The organism is Anaerolentibacter hominis, assembly GCF_032380675.1.
Taxonomy (GTDB): Bacteria; Bacillota; Clostridia; order Lachnospirales; family Lachnospiraceae; genus Anaerolentibacter; species Anaerolentibacter hominis.
Genome location: NZ_JAWDIX010000005.1, coordinates 120,346 through 141,346, shown reverse-complemented (window position 1 = coordinate 141,346; position 21,001 = coordinate 120,346). Strand labels below are relative to the sequence as shown.

Sequence of the window (21,001 nt, the reverse complement as noted above, 5' to 3'; positions counted from 1 at the left end):
CGAAAAGCAAGCTTTTGTATGGTTTACTTCTTGAGCCAGGCAAGCTCGCTTCCCAATCGTTACTTCCTGAACCACGCAAGCTCACTTCTCGATCGTTACCTCCTGAACCACGCAAGCTCGCTTTTCCTTCGGAGCCGCTCGCTTGGGGCTTCGCCCCATATTTACAAGATAGAAAACAGTCTTGGAAGCAAGCTTCCCGATCTGCTTTCTATCTTGCAAATGCCTGACTCAGAAAACAAAAGAGAGACGTCCCCTTTTTCTGGTTTTCGTCTCTTTTGTGTGTTTTATTATTCCGTTTTTATCATTGCGGTATCTGATTCAGCCACCGCTGTGCTTCCGCCACCCTTGTTGATTCCGGATAGTCGGCTATGATCTTCTCAAAGTAATTCTTTGCTTTCTCGTTTTCCCCCATACGCTGATAGGATCTCGCCAGATAGAACATGGCATCCACATGATCCGGCTGCAAATCCAGAATCTGGGAAAAGGTTTCGGACGCCGCAGAGAAATTACCCATATTATACTGCCTGTCCCTGCCATAGGCGAACAGTTCTGCTACCGCCTGTTCCAGCAGGTTGTCCTTCATATAATTGTATAGGTTCTTCGCCGTCTCATTGGTTATCTTGTCCGCATCCGTCTCAGCCAGTTTCTTTACCACATCGGTTTTGGACTTGCCTTCCATATACATCTGTACGGCTTCCAGCATAGCTTCCATGCTCTCAGCGGCAGATGCTGTTTCTTTCTCATCCTTTTTATAGGCTTCCAATTCTTCTTCCAGCTTGGTAATATCGTCCTGCAGCTCCTGCTTTTCGTTTTCAAAATTCTGAGCCTCTGCATTCAGCAGGGCAATCTCTTCGCCCAGAGTTGTGATGGTACTGTTGGACTCCTTGGTAGCCGCCTTTTTTATCGTTGGTACGACCAGTATCCAGCATACAGCCAGTCCGATCGCAATTCCGATTAACAGATTCAGATACAGGAATACGCTTGGCTTACGGTCTTCCCGGTATCTGCCCACAGACTGAACATTGTCCATATTTTCTGTGGGGTCTTTTTGATTCTTCCTGTCCGTGTCCAGCTGCTCCATCTCCCGGATCTGGGAAATATAATACAGAACGGTAGTATTATTTACATCCACCTTGAGCAGTTTTTTCAGAACCTTTTTCGCCTTTTCCAGCTCTCCCGTTTTAATAAACAGCAGAGCCAGCAGTTGACCGGATCTGATAAATTTCGGGTTGCTGGCATGTATTTTACGCAGCTGGATGATCGCCAGATCATCACTGCCGGACCTGGCATAATTTAATGCTGTATTATACTTTTTACAATACTGGTTTACTTCGTTTAAATATGCCGGGCTGGCCTGAATCTCCCTGATGTACTCATCGGCCAGATTGTCCTCTTCCTGGATATTTTTGCTGATTATCCACTGGCTTAATGCCTGTGCAATCTCATCCATCTCAAAGTAGATCAGACCCAGGAGGTTTCTGGCCATAATATTATTTTTATCAAATTCCAGGCTCCGCTTCAGGGCAATCACCGCCCCGGACAGATCCCTGACTCTGGCTCTGGCAACACCATCATTATAAAAAGCGATAGAATTATTGATAATTCTGCGGTAAATAGACACATCCATTCCGCAGTGCACGCATCGGTTCTGGCCTGCTGCCAGAGGACTGCTACATCTTGGACAATTCATGACATCTCTCCTGCTATAAACCGGCACAGTCTGCTCATCAGACCGCACGAGTGTTACTGAACTTCATTCGTCTTATATTCTTTCATCATCTGTTTAATCAGGTCGGTCATATCTGTCTTATCGTTCTCATATATTACTTCTTCTATCTTGTCCACACCGGGAATAAGCTGATATTTCTTTAATTCTTCCTCAAAATCAATCATATGGCACTCATCCTTCCGCAATCATTCGCTGTAACGCTTCCGTTACATCGTAAACCGGCAGTTTCTCGACTTTATTCTTCCATTATAGTATGAGCCCAAAAGCTTTTGCAAGAGCGAAATATCGCAGGAAATGACATATTATACCCGTGCATATCCCAGGTTCACCTGTGATATTGCCTTAATAAATCGTTTGAAACTGTCTTTGTTTCAAATTTACCGGTGCATATCGCAGGTCCGCCCGCGATACTGCTTTCATAAATGGTTTGAAACTATTTTTGTTTCAAACTTCTGCCCTTCCCTGCGTATTTCTCTCTGTATCCTCTTATTTTTTCAGCTGGGACAGCCGCTCTTTTACCTGTTCCATCATATTTGTATATTTTTCCAGCTTTTCCTTCTCCTCCGCAATCTTGGCTTCCGGAGCCTTGCTGATAAAACGTTCGTTGGAAAGCATGCCGGTAACTCGCTTCAACTCGCCGTCCAGTCTGGCTCTTTCTTTCTCAAGCCTCTCTATTTCCTTCTCAATATCCACCAGTTCAGCAAACGGTATATAGATTGTAGCACCTGGAATTACAGTGGAAACCGCATCCTCCGGAATGCCATTTTTATCCGACTGAACCTTCACTTCACTTGCATAGCCAAGTGTTGCAAAGAAAATCTTGCTGGTCTCGAAAATACCGCGGAGTTTTTCTTCCTCGGAAACAACAATAACCTGCGCTTTTTTGCTTGGCGGTACATTCATATCACTGCGCACGGTACGGATGCCCTTTACGGCTGCCTTAATCGTCTCCACCGCCTCTTCATCTGCGGCGAAGTGATACTCTTCTTGATACTCCGGCCAGGAAGAAATCATAATAGATTCTTCCTCCTGCTGTATCGTACAGAAGATTTCCTCCGTTACAAACGGCATATAGGGATGAAGCAGCTTTAATGAGGTAGTTAAAACGGTGCGAAGCGTCCAGATAGCCGCCGCCTTTGTCGTATCTTCTTCCCCGTAGAAACGGGGTTTTACCATCTCAATATACCAGTCGCAGAATTCTTCCCAGATAAAATCATAGATCTTCTGTACCGCAATGCCAAGCTCATAGCTTTCCATATTATCGGTAACATCCCGTACCAGGTCATTGCACTTGGACAATATCCATTTGTCCGCCTGGGTAAGCTCAGAAAGCTTCACATCCTGCCCGCACAGCGCTTCGCCCGCCTGCTCCATATTCATTATAATAAACCGTGAAGCATTCCATACCTTATTGGCGAAGTTCCGGCTGGCTTCCACTCTCTCCCAATAAAAGCGCATATCATTTCCAGGAGCATTTCCGGTAATCAGGGTAAGACGCAGGGCATCCGCGCCGTATTTATCAATCACTTCAAGAGGGTCAATTCCGTTGCCCAGCGATTTGCTCATCTTACGCCCCTGGGAATCTCTCACAAGGCCGTGGATCAGCACTGTATGGAACGGCGTTGTTCCCATATGCTCCAGCCCGGAAAATACCATACGGATAACCCAGAAGAAAATGATATCATAGCCTGTTACCAGTACGTCCGTGGGGTAGAAATAATCCAGATCCTCTGTTTTATCCGGCCAGCCCAATGTGGAAAATGGCCACAGCGCCGAGCTGAACCAGGTATCTAGTGTGTCCTCATCCTGCGTCAAATGAACGGAACCGCACTTCGGACATACAGCGGGCGCTTCTTTTGCTACTACGATCTCCCCACATTCGTCACAATAGTATGCAGGAATCCGGTGTCCCCACCACAGCTGTCTGGAAATACACCAGTCGCGGATATTTTCCAGCCAGTGAAGATAGATCTTGTCAAACCGCTCCGGCACAAATTTCAAATCCTGATTTTTCAGAGCTTCAATCGCCGGTTTTGCCAATTCTTCCATTTTAACAAACCACTGCTGTTTTACCATAGGTTCAATGGTCGTCTTGCAGCGGTCATGGGTACCGACATTGTGAACGTGTTCTTCTACACGAACCAGCAGGCCCAATTCTTCCAGTTCTTTTACAATGGCCCTGCGGGCCTCATAGCGGTCCATTCCCTTGAATTTGCCGCCATTGCCGTTGATGGTTCCATCGTCGTTTAAAATATTGATCTCCGGCAGATTATGACGCTTCCCTACCTCAAAGTCATTGGGGTCATGAGCCGGCGTAATCTTTACGACACCCGTTCCAAACTCACGGTCTACATAGGAATCGGCCACAATCGGGATCTCACGGTTCATCAGGGGCAGCATTACGCTCTTTCCAACCAGATGGGTGTAGCGCTCATCCTCCGGATTAACCGCCAGAGCCGTATCACCCAGCATCGTTTCCGGACGGGTTGTGGCTATTTCCACAAATTCATCGCTGCCTACAATCGGATATTGAATATGCCAGAAATGCCCGCTCTGCTCCTCGTGCTCTACCTCCGCATCCGAGATAGAAGTCTGGCATATCGGACACCAGTTGATAATCCGGGAGCCTTTATAGATATAGCCTTTGTTATACAGATTAACGAATACTTCCGTAACAGCCCTGGAACATCCTTCATCCATGGTAAAACGTTCCCTGTCCCAGTCACAGGATGAGCCCAGTTTTTTCAGCTGGCTGATGATACGTCCGCCGTACTCTTCCTTCCACTCCCAGGCGCGCTCAAGAAAGCCATCACGGCCCAGATCCTCTTTCTCGATTCCTTCTTCTTTCAGCTGTTGGATAATCTTGACCTCGGTCGCTATGCTGGCGTGATCCGTGCCCGGCTGCCAGAGTGCATTATAGCCCTGCATCCGTTTAAAACGAATCAGAATATCCTGCATGGTGTTGTCCAGTGCATGGCCCATATGGAGCTGCCCGGTAATATTTGGAGGCGGAATCACAATCGTAAATGGTTTTTTACTTCTGTCTACTTCAGCGTGAAAATATTTTTTATTCATCCACTTTTCATAGAGGCGGTCTTCAATCGCCTGTGGATTGTACGTCTTTTCAAGATTTTTCATCCTGTTTCTCCTTCCTTAGCGTAAATAACTTTTTTGGTTTAAAATCCCACAGCACAGCCTGCTAGTATGGGATGGCCGGTTCTGATGTAAGATTTTAGAATAGGTATGGCTCGCTTGATTTACTCTTCCTGCGCCGGACTCGCTTGCTTATGTCCGGCTCAGGGTAACAAGAAAGGTGGTACCGCGTTTCGAAAGGACGAAAACCGTGGTACCACCTTTATTCATACTGCAAACAGGTTTCTGCACCTGTAACATACAATATCTCAGCCGTCATTAACGGAACGACCCGTTATTTCTTACTCTGTTCGGAAATACTGTTCCGGAGCTACCTTCGGCAGATACTTCTTTGAACCTTCTTTCAGCCAGCGAAAGATTCTCTCTGAAAAGGTTATCCGCTTACTCCTCTCCTTCACTACATTTATGCTATTTGATTGCCTTTCGGCTCTTGGTTATTCACTATAGTATGCGAATCCGTACGATCTGTCAAGGGGGTCTGTACATTTAAGCTGCACAGGCAGATTCGGACAGCCGCTTTTCTGCTTCGTGAATCTGCCATCTAATTAGAACGGCAGTTTGCCATCCGGCTGCAGACCTGACCAACCTGTCTGCTCCATGTTCATAATTGCTTCCATATCTTCGTTTGAAATTTCAAAGTCAAATACTTCCGTATTCTGAATAATTCTATCTTTATGAACAGATTTCGGCATCGGCAGTACGCCGTACTGAAGACAGAACCGGATACACAGCTGTGCAACGGATTTGTTGTATTTCTGTGCAATGCCTTTTAAGAATTCATTGTTCAGGACTGCGCCGCTGCCAAGCGGACTCCATGCCTCCACTACAATGTCATTTGCCTTGCAGTATTCTACCAGTTCTTTCTGAATATATCCAGGATGGATTTCAATCTGATTCACCATCGGTTTTACCGTATAATTCAATGCATCAATATGATGAACGTAGAAGTTGCTCAGTCCGATCGCACGCAGAACGCCTTCTTTATATAAATCTTCCATGGCTCTCCATGCGTCCCTGTTCTTCTCCTGCCAGCAGTCTTTATGAGGGGTGGAAATCGGCCAGTGGATTAACAGTAAATCCAGATATTCACAACCCAGTTTTTCAATGGATTCACGGACAGCTGCTTTTGTATCTTCATAGTCTTTTCTGTCACACCATAATTTTGTCGTAATGAAAATATCTTCTCTCTTCAGTCCAGCCGCTGCAAGACCTTCCTTGATACCATCGCCTACGCTCTGCTCGTTGTGATAAGCCTGCGCCGTATCAATATGACGGTATCCGGCAATAATTGCTTCTTTCGTTGACTCACGCGCCACATCCCCGTCCGGAGTCTGCCAAGTACCATATCCCACACAGGGAATAGTCACACCGTTATACATTGTGTACACATCTGTTAACCCTTTCATAATTACCTCCATGTCTGAGCTGATTTTAGTGAAGACACGCACATGGGAAACCGCGCAGGCGATATCCCATGCAGCGTCAAAGCTGTTTGAGGCTCCGGCTCAAACAGCCGATCGAAAAATCATCACAACTGTGGAATTTTTCAATCTTAACCTTCCGTGCTAACTACAGTTTGGCTGCAGTTATTTGTTTCGTTCTGTACTCTCCCTACAGGCCGGTCTAAAACCGGCATCTCTGCCCTGAACCCCACCCTCATCCGGAGCCATGCACCGCGCATCCGCAAACTTGCGTTGTGATACTGCGGTCATGGGCACAGCTATCCGCTGTCCGATACCGGGATCAGGGACTGCATGTCCATATCATATGGCCAAATGGCAAAACCAACTTGTCATACAACACCATGCATAAATTATGATACACCAAATATTAGCATTTGACAAGCTTGCTTCAACCTTTTCACCGCTATTTTACGTCCACTTGGTATTTTCATTTTTCTTTCCACATAAGCTAATAAAAAAACGAGGATATCAATAAATATGCCAGGTATTTTTGGACGTGGTTCCGAATTTTTAAAAGCAGCTCTGCCCTATGTTGATCCGGCCACCGGGGAACGGCTGAGCCTTATCTTAAAAGTAGCTGAATTATCCGACTCGATACATAATGCGGGTCAGACACCGGATCTTTCGGCAGCTTCCATAGGGAATGAACAGCCACTTGATATGGAGGGTCTGCTTTCTTCTGTACGCCCCCTCTGTATGGGGAGAGAGCTGGAAATGGTGGATATGATGTTAAACTTTGTCAAAGTCCGCAAGATGTACTCCACCTATTCCAGTTTTTCCGGCAAGAGACCGGGACTTGGAGCCGGTAACCCTCTGTTCGACATGCTTATGCAGCAGATGTCACCGGAACAGAGACAAAACTTTGATGCGATGCAGTCTATGTTGTGAACGCCTGCCTACAACCTGCAGACCGCAGAAATTCGCGATGAAAACAGAAAGGAGGCTTTTATGCCGATGAACTGGTCGGACAATCCCGCATTTCGGAATATGGACCCCAGAAAAATGGAGCTGCTGAACAATTTAGCTGCCGCGGGGAAAGGAAAGTCTACTGAACAGATGGTTCCTCTTATCATGCAGACTATGGATCAGCTGAAACGGGAAAACATAGCTTTTACCAGAGAAGAGTCCCAGATGATGATGGATATTTTATCCGAGGATCTTCCGCCAAAGGACAAAGCCAGATTTCAGATGGTGAAAAATATGATGGGCTGGAGCTAAACAACAGTCCGATTCACGCTCCCTTCTTGCATTCCATCTGAAACAGGACTACAATATTTCTAACCCGTTGGTTTCCGGGAGGAAGGGCCTCTGTACGTTCAGAGGTCTAGTCAGAGTTCAAGCTCAAACACAGGATTATTCTTGATTACTCCTGACTGCCGGCGGGGTTTTTTACAGATGTGCTGTAACGAAAAAATATAAGGATGCCGCAGACAGATACTGTTTCTGAACAGAGTGTCTGTCTGATGGTGTCCTTTTTTTATTACATCGGAAAGTTCTCCACTCTGACCAAAGACAGGCTGCTTTATTCCGGATACATTTCGGATACATTCCAATTTTATCATGGAAGTAGATAAGACTCCCCCCTCTATAGGTGGTGAGTAAATAACAAATTCGTCTTGGTGGAAGCCCAGTCTCCTTCCAAGATAAAGCCTCCGGCGGATTGCAGAGCCGCACAGATGTATTATGTCATGCAAAGCATGACGTGCGGCTCGCAACAAGTACGCCGAGGTGTACTTGAATATACAGTTAAGTAATATAGGAATGAGGGGGCACAGAATGATTCAAATACTAATTGTAGAGGATGAGCCGAATATAGCAGAATTGATACAGATTGCCCTTCAGAAAGCTGAGTATGGCTGGGATTATGCCCCGGATGGCAAAGTCGCAGCGGATAAGCTGGAAGAAACCGATTATGACCTGGTCCTGCTGGATATCATGCTGCCGGAATTTGATGGATATGAGTTAATGGAATACATTGAGCCTCTGGGAATTCCGGTTATCTTTATTACCGCTAAGGGCTCTCTTAAGGATAAGATCCGGGGACTTACAATGGGTGCGGACGACTATATCGTCAAGCCTTTTGAGATGGACGAGCTGCTGGCCCGGATTGCGTCCGTTCTGCGGCGCTATCATAAAAATCAGTCCAGTCTGCAGGTTCTGGATATACAAATTGATTTAAAAGCGCACCGGATTGTTCAGAATGGAACCGTGATTTCGCTGACGCCAAAGGAATACGAGCTGCTGCTTTTCCTGATTCAAAACAAGAATGTGGCGCTGTACCGGGATTCCCTGTTTGAGCGGGTATGGCAGGAAGAACTTCCGGAGTCTTCCCGTACGCTGGATCTGCACATTCAGCGTCTGCGGAAAAAACTGGACTGGTATGACAAGATTAAGACGATCCACCGGATCGGCTATATGCTCGAGACTTAGGCCTGCACGGAGAAAGGATTACTATGAAATTTTCTACAAAACTTACCCTCTGCATGACCCTGCTGATCTCTGTGGTTTTTACCTGTGGAGGTATGCTGCTGATCAGCCGCAATTTCAGTCATGCCAGGGATAATGCATTAAATCAGTCTTCCTCCCAGCATATGCTGCAAAGCTATGCTCTTGAGTCCAATATGCTGGGATATCTTATGGTTGGCAATGAATTTACCACTGAGCGTCTTGTCCAGTATATGGAAGACCTCTCCGGCTACAGCAGCGAACGGGGACAGACGGCTGCACTCTGCTCTGTTTCCGCAGATTATATTTATAACACGCTGCCGGAAATTTCTGAAGCCGATCTCGCTTTGCTGCAGAATGAGGCAGGTGAAAATTATCTGATCCGGCAAGTATCGGCATCCTACTATATGCTGCTGTCATCGCCCCTGAAAATAGGGACAAATCAGTTTTACTTCATCACCGCTCACGATATTACTTCTGTTTTTGAAGAGCGGGACAGGCAGTTAAAGGAATTTCTGCTTCTGGATTCCCTTATCATCCTTATATCTGCAGTTGCAGTTGGAATCCTCTCCAGGCTGCTTACCAAGCCCATTGAAAAATTGACCGGAATCAGCATGCAGATTGCCGGCGGAGCATATCAGGAGCGCACCGGCTTTACAGGCAGAGACGAGATCGGCCAGCTTGGCAGAAATTTTGACCAGATGGCGGATGCGATAGAGCAGCAGATTCTGCTGCTGCGGGAATCTCTGCAGCAGAGAGATGACTTTGTCTCATCCTTCTCCCATGAATTAAAGACTCCTATGACAGCTATCCTGGGATATTCCGATATACTCCGTACTGCCGTCTCCGATCCGAATAAGCAATATCAGTATGCAGACAAAATATTCCGGGAAAGCAAGCGGCTGAACATTCTCTCCCGCAAGCTGCTGGATCTGATGGAACTGTCCGACGAACAGGTTGTATTTACGGGCATTGACATGCCCCGTTTTCTGGAGCGCATGTCCCACCGGGCCGCAGAGCTGATCCGGCCTGTTACACTTAATATAACAGCTGAACCGGCAATGGTAACCGGCGATCCGGCCCTGCTGGAGTGTCTGATCACAAATCTTATTACAAATGCGTCTAAAGCAGGTCCAAAGGATGGTACAGTGTCCATATCCGGGGAACACTTTCGTTCCCGCTATGTCATTCAAGTTATTGATACAGGCTGCGGGATATCCAAAGAAGATCTTGCCCGCATCACAGAGCCTTTTTATATGGTGGATAAATCTCGTGCAAGAGCCGCAGGCGGCTCCGGCCTTGGACTCTTTCTCAGTCAAAAAATAGCCGGGCTCCATGACACAGAGCTCTCCTTTGCCAGCCGGCCGGGGGAAGGCACCACAGTTTCATTTTCATTGGAGGTGACAGCAGATGAAGCAGCCCGGGCTTAAGCGGGGAATTTTGACAAAACTATGGTTTCTTTTGTATTTTGCAGCTGCCGCTGCAGCTCTCTGGACGCTGCCATTTCTCTATTTTCAGACCCGGGATGCGCACCTCCTGTCCGGTACCTTTACAAGAGAACCTTATAAAGTGAGCCTTTCTCCCGAGGTAGAAGAAATCTACCTGGTGACAGCTGTCAACCGGTATTTTTCCTCTGAAACGAAACTATCCAATCTGGAAAGCACCGTAGTTCAGGCTGATCTGTCTGCTCTTCTGGCCGAACAGGCGCAACACCTCTCCGGTATTCCCTTTATCCAGGATCTTGTTATAAAAATGATTACAGATGCTCACTATTTCGGTACACATCAGATTGTCTATATGAAACAGGATGAGAGAAAGCCAAGGCTCCGCCTGAATCAGTACACCCTCTATCCTGGCGTTCCGGAGGAATTGATAGCAGAAGACTCCGAACCCACAGATTCCTCCCTTATCGTCAACTTCTATCCGGATTCTCAGACAGACAGGCTGATATATCTGTCCATACTTCCGCGCAGCAGTCTTACGCCTTACTTTACCGCAGACCGAAAGCCTGTAACGGATCGGGAAATGGCAGAAGCCTATCTGCAGTATCTTGGTTTTGACGTACTGGATGACTGGACAGAAAATGGCCTGGGGCTGGTATCCCGAAAAGCAAAGCTTCAGATTGTTTCCCTGAGGGATGAAGAGGCCCTTCAGCTCTATGTGGTTCCTCTGGATTTTCTGGGTGATGAGGATAGTTCGCCAATCCAGTTTGAGCAGTTCGAAACCTATACTTATCAGTGACGTTGACAGTTCAGATACAACCCTGTGCTACTCTTCTTGAGAAGGCACAGGGTTTTTTGCTGCAATATGCGTAGTGTTTGCTGCAATAAGCATGGCGGTTGCTGCAATGGAAAGCCCTGAATAAACATATTTGGAGGTCAGCATGAAAAAAGTATCTTATCTTCTTATTCTGTCACTTATTTTAATATTAACCGGCTGTTCCAAGGCGGCTACGGCCCCCGCGCCGGATCACAGCGCTTCCGATTCTTCTGACGGCAGTTCTTCCGGGTCGGATATGGAAAACACGGCTGCGGATCAGGGGCTTCGTCTTATTCATGCTATGAATATCAATTACGGAGCTCCTTCTTCCAGCGGATTTTATCATACGCTTGTTAACCTGAATGGCGAGGAGGGCCAACACCAGTATGATAATATCCTCTACATTGACTATGAGACAAAGCAGGAAATCTATCTGTGCAATAAACCGGAGTGCAGCCATGACAATGAATCCTGCACCTCTTATCTGGAGGCCACGATGCCTGGCAGCTTTCAATTAATCTGTCAGGAGCCTTATCTGTATCTGATCTACGCTCAGCCGGACAGCTTTGCCGAAACTCCACAGGCGCCTGCCGTCTATCGCATGAATCTGGACGGCTCTGAAAAGAGAAAAATAGTTGAACTCAATAGCAGCATGTTTCTGACCGGTTCTTATGCGCTGGGAAATGGCCTGCTGTATGCTGCTGCCGTTACCACCGAAGTACAGGAGAATGAGGCGGATGGCTTCTCTGTTACTGCAGATGTGAAACAGGAGCTGGTCGAACTGGACCTGACGCAGGGGACATGGCGTACCTTGTGTTCACTGGAAAACACTACGCTGGAAGGGGTATATGAAGATAAACTGATATTCACCCGCATGGTTTATCCAAAAGATCCCAATAGCTTTGTAGACAACGATGCCGGTTATTTTGACAATCTGAAAAATTCTACAATGGAAATACTGACGTTTTCTCCTGGTACCGCAAAAGAAAAGGTGCATAAGAGCTTTCAATACGCTGAGGTTGAAAACTATGCTGTAGACGGGAGCTGTGTGTACTATTCCGGATTAACAGATACCGAGATCAACTGCCTGGACCTTTCGTCCGGCACAGTTAAGACCTGTGTTAAAAAGCTGCCGAAAGGAAGCCACACGTTCAGCCATATAACGGATGGTAAGCTCCTTATCAATTATTATACCGGTAAAAATGAAACCTATCAGTCAGCCGGCACTTATCTGGCCGACTTATCAAGCGGAAAAAGCAAGCCATTTACCCTTCTGATCGGACAATATGATACTCCGGCTCCCGTGCTGGGAAGTTATAACGACTCCTATTTCATCATTTCAGATTTTATAGAAAAGGAAGAATTCATTGCCTGGGCAAATGTAACCCAGTCCAGTCTGACAGGCTATGAATATTCTCTCATTTCGAAAGAAGACTATTTTAGCTCGAAGGCAAACTATACTCCCTTGATTACCCTTTACCCGGACGGCGGGGAACACGGGAAATGATAATGAAATTATGAATGTTTCAGAATGGAGGAATCTATGCTGGAAATAGAAAATCTGACAAAAAAGTACAGGGATAAAACTGCGCTGAACTCCGTCAGTCTCACCCTGGAAAAGGGTGTCTATGGTCTTCTGGGGCCCAACGGCGCCGGCAAATCGACCTTGATGAAGCTTATTACCGACAATCTCCTTCCAGATGCAGGCTCCATCAGCTGGGACGGGCAGCCAGTCCGGCAGATGGGTAAAAAGTATCGTAAACTGCTGGGATTTACGCCCCAGCAGCAGGGACTCTATGATGAATTTACCGGTCTGCGCTTTCTCACCTATATGGCGCTCCTGAAGGAAATCCCCGGCTCAGAGGTCCGGGAGGAGGTACTTCGGTGTGCTGGTCTAGTAAACATGACTTCCCACCTTGACAAACGTATCGCAGCGTATTCCGGCGGAATGAAACAGCGGATTCTGATTGCACAGGCAGTCCTTGGCAGTCCCTGCCTTTTGGTTTTTGACGAACCCACCGCAGGACTTGACCCTCTGGAGCGTATCCGAATCCGCAATCTTCTGGCCGGTCTTGCAAAGGAACGGACTGTACTCATCGCAACCCATGTCGTGTCTGACATCGAGACCATCGCCGATTCGATCCTGCTTCTAAAAGATGGTCATTTGCTGGCCCAGGGGCCGCCCGCAGAGCTGATCCGGGAATTTGCTCCGGATAGCACGCTGGAGGATGTGTATCTGAAACTGTTCGGAGACAAGGAGATCCTATGAGAAATTTGACTGGTTGTGAATTACACAAAATCTGGCATAAAAAGGCGTTTTTACTTCTTCTGGGTATTCTTCTCTTTCTCAATCTGTTCTTTTTCTGGTATGAAAGCCGGGAGCAGACAAGCGGCTTCTCCGCCTCCGCCTATAGGCTGCTGGCAGCAGATCTGAAAGGAAAGACAGAAGAAGAAAAGGCAGACTTCCTTTTTGAGAGCTGGGAACGCTCCTCCGCCTACTATCTGATTGAGCAGATTGCCGCGATAAGTCAGCAGGCCGGACCCTACACCCAGACGCAGATCGATATGCTCAAGGAGGAACATCCCGGTCTCTATGAAAAATACGCAGACGACTACAGAAAGGGCTACTCCTGCCGGTATACCCCCAACCTTCGCGAGGAGGCCGCCTTTCTTACCGAAATCTGGCAGGAGGCCGGTATGGCCGCCGATTATTCCGGTTATCTGGAACGAATCAGGGAAAAAGCGGGCGTCCTGTCCTCCATTGGCCTGTTCTCTGCGGAAAATGGCAATTCGTCCTACTCAGCCAGAAATATCGAAAAAACCGTACGGGATTATGCCGGAATGGAGAATCGGGTTATTACAATTGATGTCAATAAAGGGTTCATGCATGCCACCGGATTTTTCCTGTCCGATCTGGTGCTTCTTGCCCTGCTCTTTGCCATTTCCTGCGTTCTGGTCTATGAAGAGAAACAGAAAAACCTGTTTTCCCTGATCCGGCAGACAGGCAGAGGCAGAAGCCCGCTTATGCTGGCAAAAATCCTGGCGCTCTTTCTCAGCGGCGGCCTGATCGTCCTGCTTCTCTATGGGTCCGTCCTGGCTGCTTCTGCTGCGATTTACGGCCTGGGAGACCTGACCCGGTCAATCCAGTCTGTCGGGCCCTTTATCGGAAGCACCCTCCCCCTGTCAGCAGGCTCTTATCTTTTTTTATATCTGCTGACAAAGTGGCTGTCTGCCATGTTCACAGGTCTGGTTATACTGCTGCTCTCTCTGCTTTTCTCCAGGCCCGCGGTTTCCCTTGCAGGCTCGGCCCTGCTTTATGGCGGAGGATTCCTGCTTCACCGCCTCATTCCATTTTCTTCTGTATTTAGTCCTTTGAAATACCTGAATTTTTTTGCGCTGCTTAAGACAAATGAGCTGTACCGTCAGTACCGGAACTTTAATTTCTTTGGCTGTCCGGTCAATCTGCTTGTCCTTCTGGCCTGCTTTTTGGCAGCAGTCGGTATACTATTAATACTTACTTTGATCATCTGCTTTTCCAGAAAGAGGGAGTATCGGAGCTCTGCCGGGATATCCCTTCCGGGGATGAAACGAAGCAGAATTCCCGGGCCCGGGTCACTCTTTACCCAGGAATGTTACAAGCTGCTGACAGCAAGAAAAGTTCTCCCCGTTCTTGCCGGTTTTCTGCTGATCTTCGGACTGCGCTGTATGCAGCAGACCGATTATTTATCCTACGAAGAAATGCTTTACCGGCAATATATGATAGCTTATCAGGGAGACTACACCCAGGACAAATACAGTCAGCTGATAAAACAGCAGGAAAGTTTCCAGGAGGCTGCTGATCAGCTGAAGGCTATTGATGCTCTGGAACAGGACGGAATAATTACAAAAGCACAGGCAGACCAGGAAAGTGCCAGGTTTCATAATATACTCTATCAGCAGCCTGTATTCGACCGGGCATGTGAACAGATTTCTTATGTCAACCATACCCGCGGAGCTAAAATACTGTATGACACAGGCTACAGGAAGCTCTTTGAAGAACAGGGCGGCAGTCTGGACGGCCTGCTGATGATTACAGCATGTATATTATGTCTTACGTCGCTCTTTCTCCCGGAATATAAGAACAATGCCATGCACCTGCTGGCCTCCACTGCCGCAGGCCGAAGAAAGACAGCAGAGGTAAAACTGTTTTTGGCCCTCCTTATGGCCTTTCTCATTACATTGGCCGGATCTCTCCCGGTAATCGTCCAGGTCTGCCGCAGTTATGGCCTCCACGGCCTGTTTTATCCGCTCAACAGCCTGCGCTTTTATGGGGACGCGCCGGCCGGTCTGCCGATTGCAATACTGTTTGTCGTAACGTTTTTCTGTCAGTTTATATCAATCGCCTCCGCCTCCCTGGTTGTCTGCTTTCTCTCGAACCGGATTCGGGACGGCATCCTTGCTCCCCTTATCAGCATTTTGCTTTTAGCTGTTCCTGTATTTCTGACGGAACTGGGGCTGGATGTTTTCTATTACCTGAGTATTCTTCCTGCTCTGAGCCCTGCTTTTTACCTGATGGAAGGGGCAAATTTTACGCTTTTCTGCCTGTTTAGCTGTCTCTGGTTTGGCATTGGTCTCTTTTGCGCCATTTCCCTGTATAAGAATTTCGGGCAGCCGGAAAGAACAAAAAAATTAAATTCAAGATGATGCTACTTTGATACACATTCGTTGCTAAAATGATCAAATCCCTTCTTATGATTGATTTATCGGAACAGGGTGTTAACAGCACTATTTTCACACCCTGTTCTTTATCAAAAATAAGGAAGGGGTTTATATGTATAAGAAAGGAAAAACGTCTATTGCAAAACAGTTCAGAAGAGAACACCCTCATCTGAATATCATCATACATCTTCTGCTGATGATCATGGTTTTAATAACCTGTACGTTTATCATAGGAAACCGTCTGCTTCAGAATCAAAATGGATTTCCTCAGAAATCTTCGGCCAGTGAAGTTACTGTCAAGGAAAAAAAGGACGCCGTACAGCTGGGACAGCTGTCCAACTCAGAGGATGACTGGAAACTGCTCCTGGTTAATCCCTGGAACTATGTCCCGGAAGATCTTTCCATCACACTAACACAGTTAAGAAATGGACAAGCTGTGGACGAACGCTGCTATCCCGATCTTCAGGACATGATGGACGACTGCAGGGCGGCAGGGTTAAATCCCCTCATCTGTTCTTCCTACCGCTCCATAGAGAAACAGGAACGCCTTTATCAAAATAAAGTAAACAAGCTGATCTCTCAGGGTTACAGCAGAAAGAAAGCAGAAACGGAAGCGGCGAAATCTGTCGCTCTTCCAGGCACCAGCGAGCATCAGCTTGGCCTGGCCGTCGATATTGTGGACAAGTCCTATCAGCATCTGGATACCAGGCAGGAAAAAACCGAAGTTCAGAAATGGCTAATGAAAAACAGCTGGAAATATGGCTTTATCCTCCGCTACCCCAATAACAAAAGCGATATTACCGGCATCATCTATGAGCCCTGGCACTACCGTTACGTAGGAAAAGAAGCAGCTCAGGAAATCTATGAGCAGGATATCTGCCTGGAAGAATACCTGGAACAGATGGCAGAAGATATATAAACAAACGCCATCACGCTTCGCGAACCGCCTTATTGCAACAAACACCGGTACGCTACGCGAACCGCCTTATTGTAACGAGAGAAAAAGGAATGCTGGCAAAAAGCTGCATTCCTTTTTAATTACCCGATTTACTGTTTTTTCCAGATCAGATTGCGGGGAATAATCCTCATCAGGCAAATATCATCCCCGGTTTTTATACTTTTCAGCAATTCCACATCCACCTCACAGCCAAAGGCCTTCTCAAAGAGCACCTTGCTATAGCCGGCTGTACACTGGCACCATGTATTTGTCTCAAGCCTTTCTACCTCTGCTATCATAGGACAGGGACAGAACAAAAACTGAAGATACAGTTCACCGTCCCGGCAGAATAGGCCGGCAGCTTTTGCCTTATCTGAATTTACCATGTCTTCCAGGCTTCCGGCAGATTCCATTAATTCTTTCAGGAGCGCCAGCTTTTCATCCATTCCATATCCACACTGGCAGTTCATGCGGATACGTCTTACTGCTTCGGGATCAAACTTGCTTTCTAATCGGTGCATTGTTGAATTCACCCAGGCGGCGTCATCTTCTTCCAGGGCCTGTTTACACTCTCCGTATACAACCTCTTTCGCAGTATCCGCATCACTTTCCGCCTTGACAGCCTCGTAAATAACAGTTGCCTGAATTTTTCTTATGTCAAACATATTTGTCCTCCCTCTGACTTAGTACTCTCCAATTGACCAGTTATTCATTTCAGCTTTTATTATAGCGAAACCTTCCGGCTAATACTTCTGAATTCCTGCTCTATCGGATAGGGATACACAAATCCATGACAACTAAATTATGCTCGAAATCTGTTTTTCTGTAGATATTTAACCCATATCTTTCGCTCATCTCATAGCCGCTCCTGGGCAGCCAGATACTGAAAACTCCTTGTACCGCACGAAATATATCCGATATGTTCCCCTCAAAACGGTATATGGCAAATTTTCCTCCTTTTATTACCGCCACATTCTCCAGTTCACAATCCTCGTCTGCCGACAGGCATAGATCGCAGATACAGCCGCTGTTGGATGCAATGGATGGATCATCGTAAAACTTCTCAAGCATCCATGTGCTGGCATGAATATAGCTTTTATAGTCATCCAGCATCTTGATCCACGCATCCTTTATATCAGAATAATTCCCGATCAGTCTTCGATAGAGTACACGTATCTGCTCCATTTCATCTATTCTTATTTTATCGTTATAGAATCCAAAAGCTTCAAAGACATCAACCCTCGCAGGACAAAAGGGGTTAACAACACTCCCCACATTGGCGGATTTACGAAACTGCGCCGGGGAAGCAGCGTGATGTTTTTTAAACGCAGAACTGTAATTGGAAGGGGAATATCCATAGTACAAACCGATATTTGTAATGCTCTCATCGTATTTTAATTTCATATCTATGGCGCTCTGATCCATTTTAAGCCGTTTCATAAAAGCATACACGGTCTCTCCAGTTTCGTCTTTAAAAATTCTCCCAAAATAGTATTCTGAATAGTGGAAATGGTCCGCTACATTTTTTACCGTTAAGTTTTCCGTTATATTTTGGAGAATATAATCAATGCTTTGATTTATCAATTCTCTTCTTGACTGGGACATAAATATCACCTCACTTTAGTCTCGCGCCGATACACATGGGCACACCACGGTTGAATATGAAGGGACAGGCAACTCCTCTTGCAGAGCTGTGTAATGCAGAGCTTAATTAATAAGCCAAAACTACATTGTATGACAGTCAAAACCCAGCGTGGGGCAATGAAAAACGCCCACGCTGGGTTTGTTTATTTCCTCTATTACGATTATAGTGCTTTTGACGCCCTAATCCTATTACTTCATTACAATATTCACAATTCTGCCCGGCACATAGATTTCTTTCACCACATTACCGGTAAGCTTATCCGCGATTGCCTCTTTTGCAGCAGCCAGAACAGCATCCTTGGCAGCATCCGCAGCCACGGAGATAACGCCCTTGGTCTTTCCGTTGATCTGAACAGCGATTTCAATCTCATCGTCCTTCATCATCTCTTCATCGTGCTCCGGCCAGCGCTGTGTAAATACACTTGTGCTGTGGCCCAGTCTCTCCCAGAGTTCCTCACTCACGTGAGGGGCAAATGGAGCCAGAAGGATCACCGCGGTTTCCAGTGTCTCCTGATCAATCCCGCCCTCTTTCTTGGCCAGATCAATCATCTTGTTATTGTACTCCATAAAACCGCTGACTACCGTGTTCAGGCTGAAGTTATCCAGACGGCTCGTGATATCGTTAATCATTCTGTGGCGTACCTTTAACATTTCCTTGGAAGCAGGAATATTCTTGCCCAGGTTGTCATTAACCAGATTCCAGAACCGGTTCAGGAAACGGTTCACACCCTCGATTCCCCGTTCATCCCACTCGGAATCCAGTTCCGGCGGACCTACAAACAGTTCATACATACGCAGTGAGTCACAGCCATAATCCCTTACCAGATCATCCGGGGACACAACATTTCCCTTGGACTTGCTCATCTTGATACCGTTTTTGCCGGTGATCATACCCTGATTGAACAGTTTGACAAATGGCTCGTCAAAATCAATGGCGCCGATATCGCACAGGAACTTGGTATAGAACCGGGAATAAAGCAGATGGAGTACGGCATGTTCCACACCGCCGATATACATATCTACCGGAAGCAGCTTGTCTGCTTTTTCTCTGGAAACCAGCTCCTCCTTATTTTTACTGTCCACATAGCGCAGGAAATACCAGGAGGAACCCGCCCACTGAGGCATGGTATTTGTCTCCCGTTTTGCAGGTGCGCCGCAGACAGGACAGGTGGTATTTACCCAGTCTTCAATATCTGCTAACGGCGATTCCCCTGTTCCTGTAGGCTGGTAGGAATCCACCTCAGGAAGAAGTAACGGCAGTTCTTCCTCCGGTACAGGCACAGCACCGCAGTGAGGACAATGAATAATCGGGATCGGCTCGCCCCAGTAGCGCTGTCTGGAGAAGACCCAGTCACGCAGTTTGTAGTTTGTGGTCGCCTTGCCGATTCCCCTCTCTTCCATGATGAAAGGAGCCTCTTTTTTCAGTTCCTCCGAGTTTCTTCCGGTCCAGTCACCTGAATTCACCATCACACCCGCACCGGTATAAGCTTCCGTCAGCGTTTCGTTCTCTTTTCCCTCTTCGGCAATTACCTGGATAATCGGAATATTAAATTTCGTGGCAAATTCAAAGTCACGGTCGTCGTGTGCCGGAACGCACATGATCGCACCGGTACCATAATCAGCCAGTACATAGTCGGAAAGCCAGATCGGGATCAGCTCATTGTTCATCGGGTTAACCGCATAGCTTCCGGTGAACACACCGGTCTTTTCTTTATCCTGAAGACGGTCCACGCTGGACTTCATGGAAGCCTTATAAATATAATCTTCCACAGCCGCTCTGTTGTCATCCGTTGCCAGGCCTTTGGCCATGGCATGCTCCGGAGCCAGAACCATAAAGGTTGCGCCGTACAAGGTATCCGGTCTGGTGGTGTAAACGCGGATCTTCTCCTCACGGCCCTTCACTTCAAAGTCAATTTCCGCGCCGTGGCTCTTGCCGATCCAGTCGGTCTGCATTTTCTTAACCTTCTCCGGCCAGTCCAGCTTGTCCAGATCTGCCAGCAGACGGTCTGCATAGGCTGTAATCTTTAACATCCACTGTCTTAAATTCTTTTTGGTAACCGGAGCACCGCAGCGCTCACAGCAGCCGTTCACAACTTCCTCATTGGCAAGTCCTGTCTTACAGGACGGACACCAGTTGATCGGCATCTCTTTCTCATAAGCGAGGCCGGCTTTGAACATCTTTACAAAGATCCACTGTGTCCATTTATAGAAATCGGGGTCTGTCGTATTCACTTCCATATCCCAGTCATAGATTGCCGCGATTTCCTGAATCTGTCTCTTGATATTGGCAATATTGTCTGCCGTGGATTTGGCCGGATGTACACCCATCTTGATCGCATAGTTTTCCGCCGGAAGACCGAATGCGTCCCAGCCCATTGGATGAATGATATAATAGCCGTTTAACAATTTGTAACGGCTCCACACATCGCTGATGACATATCCTCTCCAGTGTCCTACATGCAGGCCGCTGCCGGACGGATACGGAAACATATCCAGGCAGTAATACTTCGGTTTCTTTCCATCGTTCACATTAATCGGGTCATTTTCCCATTTTTCCCGCCACTTTTTCTCTACCTCTTTGTGGTTGTATGTCTTAGCCATTTTTTCCTCCATTTCAACGTATGAAAACAAAAAAATCCCCCATCTCTATCCGATAGAGACGAAGGTTTTACT

Annotated in this window: 16 protein-coding genes and 2 other annotated features (1 of these 18 cut by a window edge); of the genes, 9 read left to right on the top strand and 7 right to left on the bottom strand. The window is 47.0% G+C overall.

The genetic code is table 11. The annotated features are described in order from the left end of the window. Positions 1-301: 301 nt before the first annotated feature. From ABCW47_RS14040 to ABCW47_RS14025, 4 genes are all read right to left on the bottom strand, one after another. Positions 302-1,690, bottom strand: coding sequence for a tetratricopeptide repeat protein (locus ABCW47_RS14040; RefSeq protein WP_343210569.1), 1,389 nt, complete (start codon positions 1,688-1,690; stop codon positions 302-304). 53 nt (positions 1,691-1,743) lie between these two features. Next, positions 1,744-1,893, bottom strand: a complete 150-nt coding sequence (locus ABCW47_RS14035; RefSeq protein ID WP_343210568.1) for a hypothetical protein — start codon at positions 1,891-1,893, stop codon at positions 1,744-1,746. 322 nt (positions 1,894-2,215) lie between these two features. Further along, positions 2,216-4,867 carry a valine--tRNA ligase gene (locus ABCW47_RS14030; protein ID WP_343210567.1) on the bottom strand — a complete coding sequence of 884 codons (2,652 nt, stop codon included), beginning with the start codon at positions 4,865-4,867 and terminating at the stop codon, positions 2,216-2,218. Positions 4,868-5,056: 189 nt separating this feature from the next. Further along, positions 5,057-5,289 (bottom strand) — a binding site (T-box leader). 138 nt (positions 5,290-5,427) lie between these two features. After that, on the bottom strand, positions 5,428-6,288 hold the full coding sequence (locus ABCW47_RS14025) for an aldo/keto reductase (RefSeq protein WP_343210566.1): 861 nt from the start codon (positions 6,286-6,288) through the stop codon (positions 5,428-5,430). A gap of 534 nt (positions 6,289-6,822) precedes the next feature. Here ABCW47_RS14025 and ABCW47_RS14020 point away from each other — a divergent pair. From ABCW47_RS14020 to ABCW47_RS13980, 9 genes are all read left to right on the top strand, one after another. Next, positions 6,823-7,233, top strand: a complete 411-nt coding sequence (locus ABCW47_RS14020; RefSeq protein ID WP_343210565.1) for a hypothetical protein — start codon at positions 6,823-6,825, stop codon at positions 7,231-7,233. 60 nt (positions 7,234-7,293) lie between these two features. Next, complete coding sequence (locus ABCW47_RS14015) at positions 7,294-7,563, top strand: hypothetical protein (protein WP_343210564.1); 270 nt, start codon at positions 7,294-7,296, stop codon at positions 7,561-7,563. A gap of 558 nt (positions 7,564-8,121) precedes the next feature. Further along, on the top strand, positions 8,122-8,775 hold the full coding sequence (locus tag ABCW47_RS14010) for a response regulator transcription factor (RefSeq protein WP_343210563.1): 654 nt from the start codon (positions 8,122-8,124) through the stop codon (positions 8,773-8,775). A 23-nt stretch (positions 8,776-8,798) separates the two neighbouring features. After that, the gene (locus ABCW47_RS14005; protein ID WP_343210562.1) at positions 8,799-10,220 is read left to right on the top strand and encodes a sensor histidine kinase; all 1,422 of its coding nucleotides are present in this window, start codon (positions 8,799-8,801) and stop codon (positions 10,218-10,220) included. Next, positions 10,201-11,031, top strand: a complete 831-nt coding sequence (locus ABCW47_RS14000; protein ID WP_343210561.1) for a hypothetical protein — start codon at positions 10,201-10,203, stop codon at positions 11,029-11,031. Before ABCW47_RS14005 ends, ABCW47_RS14000 begins: the two co-directional genes overlap by 20 nt. Before the next feature lie 142 nt (positions 11,032-11,173). Further along, the gene (locus ABCW47_RS13995; protein ID WP_343210560.1) at positions 11,174-12,556 is read left to right on the top strand and encodes a hypothetical protein; all 1,383 of its coding nucleotides are present in this window, start codon (positions 11,174-11,176) and stop codon (positions 12,554-12,556) included. A 36-nt stretch (positions 12,557-12,592) separates the two neighbouring features. Next, positions 12,593-13,318: an ATP-binding cassette domain-containing protein gene (locus ABCW47_RS13990; RefSeq protein WP_343210559.1), complete on the top strand. Its 726-nt coding sequence runs from the start codon at positions 12,593-12,595 to the stop codon at positions 13,316-13,318. Continuing rightward, positions 13,315-15,732, top strand: a complete 2,418-nt coding sequence (locus ABCW47_RS13985) for a hypothetical protein (RefSeq protein WP_343210558.1) — start codon at positions 13,315-13,317, stop codon at positions 15,730-15,732. Before ABCW47_RS13990 ends, ABCW47_RS13985 begins: the two co-directional genes overlap by 4 nt. Positions 15,733-15,859: 127 nt before the next feature. After that, positions 15,860-16,666 carry a M15 family metallopeptidase gene (locus ABCW47_RS13980; RefSeq protein WP_343210557.1) on the top strand — a complete coding sequence of 269 codons (807 nt, stop codon included), beginning with the start codon at positions 15,860-15,862 and terminating at the stop codon, positions 16,664-16,666. A 128-nt stretch (positions 16,667-16,794) separates the two neighbouring features. On the opposite strand, the gene ABCW47_RS13975 is transcribed toward ABCW47_RS13980, so the two are convergent. The 3 genes from ABCW47_RS13975 to leuS all read right to left on the bottom strand — a co-directional run bounded on the left by ABCW47_RS13975 (position 16,795) and on the right by leuS (position 20,929). Further along, a complete protein-coding gene (locus ABCW47_RS13975) occupies positions 16,795-17,349 on the bottom strand; it encodes a DUF6144 family protein (RefSeq protein WP_343210556.1) in 555 nt (184 codons plus the stop codon). A 100-nt stretch (positions 17,350-17,449) separates the two neighbouring features. After that, entirely contained in the window at positions 17,450-18,289 is an 840-nt protein-coding gene (locus ABCW47_RS13970; protein ID WP_343210555.1) for an AraC family transcriptional regulator, read from the bottom strand. Between the two features lie 228 nt (positions 18,290-18,517). After that, positions 18,518-20,929, bottom strand: a complete 2,412-nt coding sequence (leuS, locus tag ABCW47_RS13965) for a leucine--tRNA ligase (protein ID WP_343210554.1) — start codon at positions 20,927-20,929, stop codon at positions 18,518-18,520. A 51-nt stretch (positions 20,930-20,980) separates the two neighbouring features. Then, positions 20,981-21,001 (bottom strand) — a binding site (T-box leader) (it continues 249 nt past the right edge of the window).

Bases quoted from the DNA above. Each gene is read 5' to 3' on its own strand.
- ABCW47_RS14040 (WP_343210569.1), bottom strand. From the start codon at position 1,690: ATGAATTGTCCAAGATGTAGCAGTCCTCTGGCAGCAGGCCAGAACCGA.
- ABCW47_RS14035 (WP_343210568.1), bottom strand. From the start codon at position 1,893: ATGATTGATTTTGAGGAAGAATTAAAGAAATATCAGCTTATTCCCGGT.
- ABCW47_RS14030 (WP_343210567.1), bottom strand. From the start codon at position 4,867: ATGAAAAATCTTGAAAAGACGTACAATCCACAGGCGATTGAAGACCGC.
- ABCW47_RS14025 (WP_343210566.1), bottom strand. From the start codon at position 6,288: ATGAAAGGGTTAACAGATGTGTACACAATGTATAACGGTGTGACTATT.
- ABCW47_RS14020 (WP_343210565.1), top strand. From the start codon at position 6,823: ATGCCAGGTATTTTTGGACGTGGTTCCGAATTTTTAAAAGCAGCTCTG.
- ABCW47_RS14015 (WP_343210564.1), top strand. From the start codon at position 7,294: ATGCCGATGAACTGGTCGGACAATCCCGCATTTCGGAATATGGACCCC.
- ABCW47_RS14010 (WP_343210563.1), top strand. From the start codon at position 8,122: ATGATTCAAATACTAATTGTAGAGGATGAGCCGAATATAGCAGAATTG.
- ABCW47_RS14005 (WP_343210562.1), top strand. From the start codon at position 8,799: ATGAAATTTTCTACAAAACTTACCCTCTGCATGACCCTGCTGATCTCT.
- ABCW47_RS14000 (WP_343210561.1), top strand. From the start codon at position 10,201: ATGAAGCAGCCCGGGCTTAAGCGGGGAATTTTGACAAAACTATGGTTT.
- ABCW47_RS13995 (WP_343210560.1), top strand. From the start codon at position 11,174: ATGAAAAAAGTATCTTATCTTCTTATTCTGTCACTTATTTTAATATTA.
- ABCW47_RS13990 (WP_343210559.1), top strand. From the start codon at position 12,593: ATGCTGGAAATAGAAAATCTGACAAAAAAGTACAGGGATAAAACTGCG.
- ABCW47_RS13985 (WP_343210558.1), top strand. From the start codon at position 13,315: ATGAGAAATTTGACTGGTTGTGAATTACACAAAATCTGGCATAAAAAG.
- ABCW47_RS13980 (WP_343210557.1), top strand. From the start codon at position 15,860: ATGTATAAGAAAGGAAAAACGTCTATTGCAAAACAGTTCAGAAGAGAA.
- ABCW47_RS13975 (WP_343210556.1), bottom strand. From the start codon at position 17,349: ATGTTTGACATAAGAAAAATTCAGGCAACTGTTATTTACGAGGCTGTC.
- ABCW47_RS13970 (WP_343210555.1), bottom strand. From the start codon at position 18,289: ATGTCCCAGTCAAGAAGAGAATTGATAAATCAAAGCATTGATTATATT.
- leuS (WP_343210554.1), bottom strand. From the start codon at position 20,929: ATGGCTAAGACATACAACCACAAAGAGGTAGAGAAAAAGTGGCGGGAA.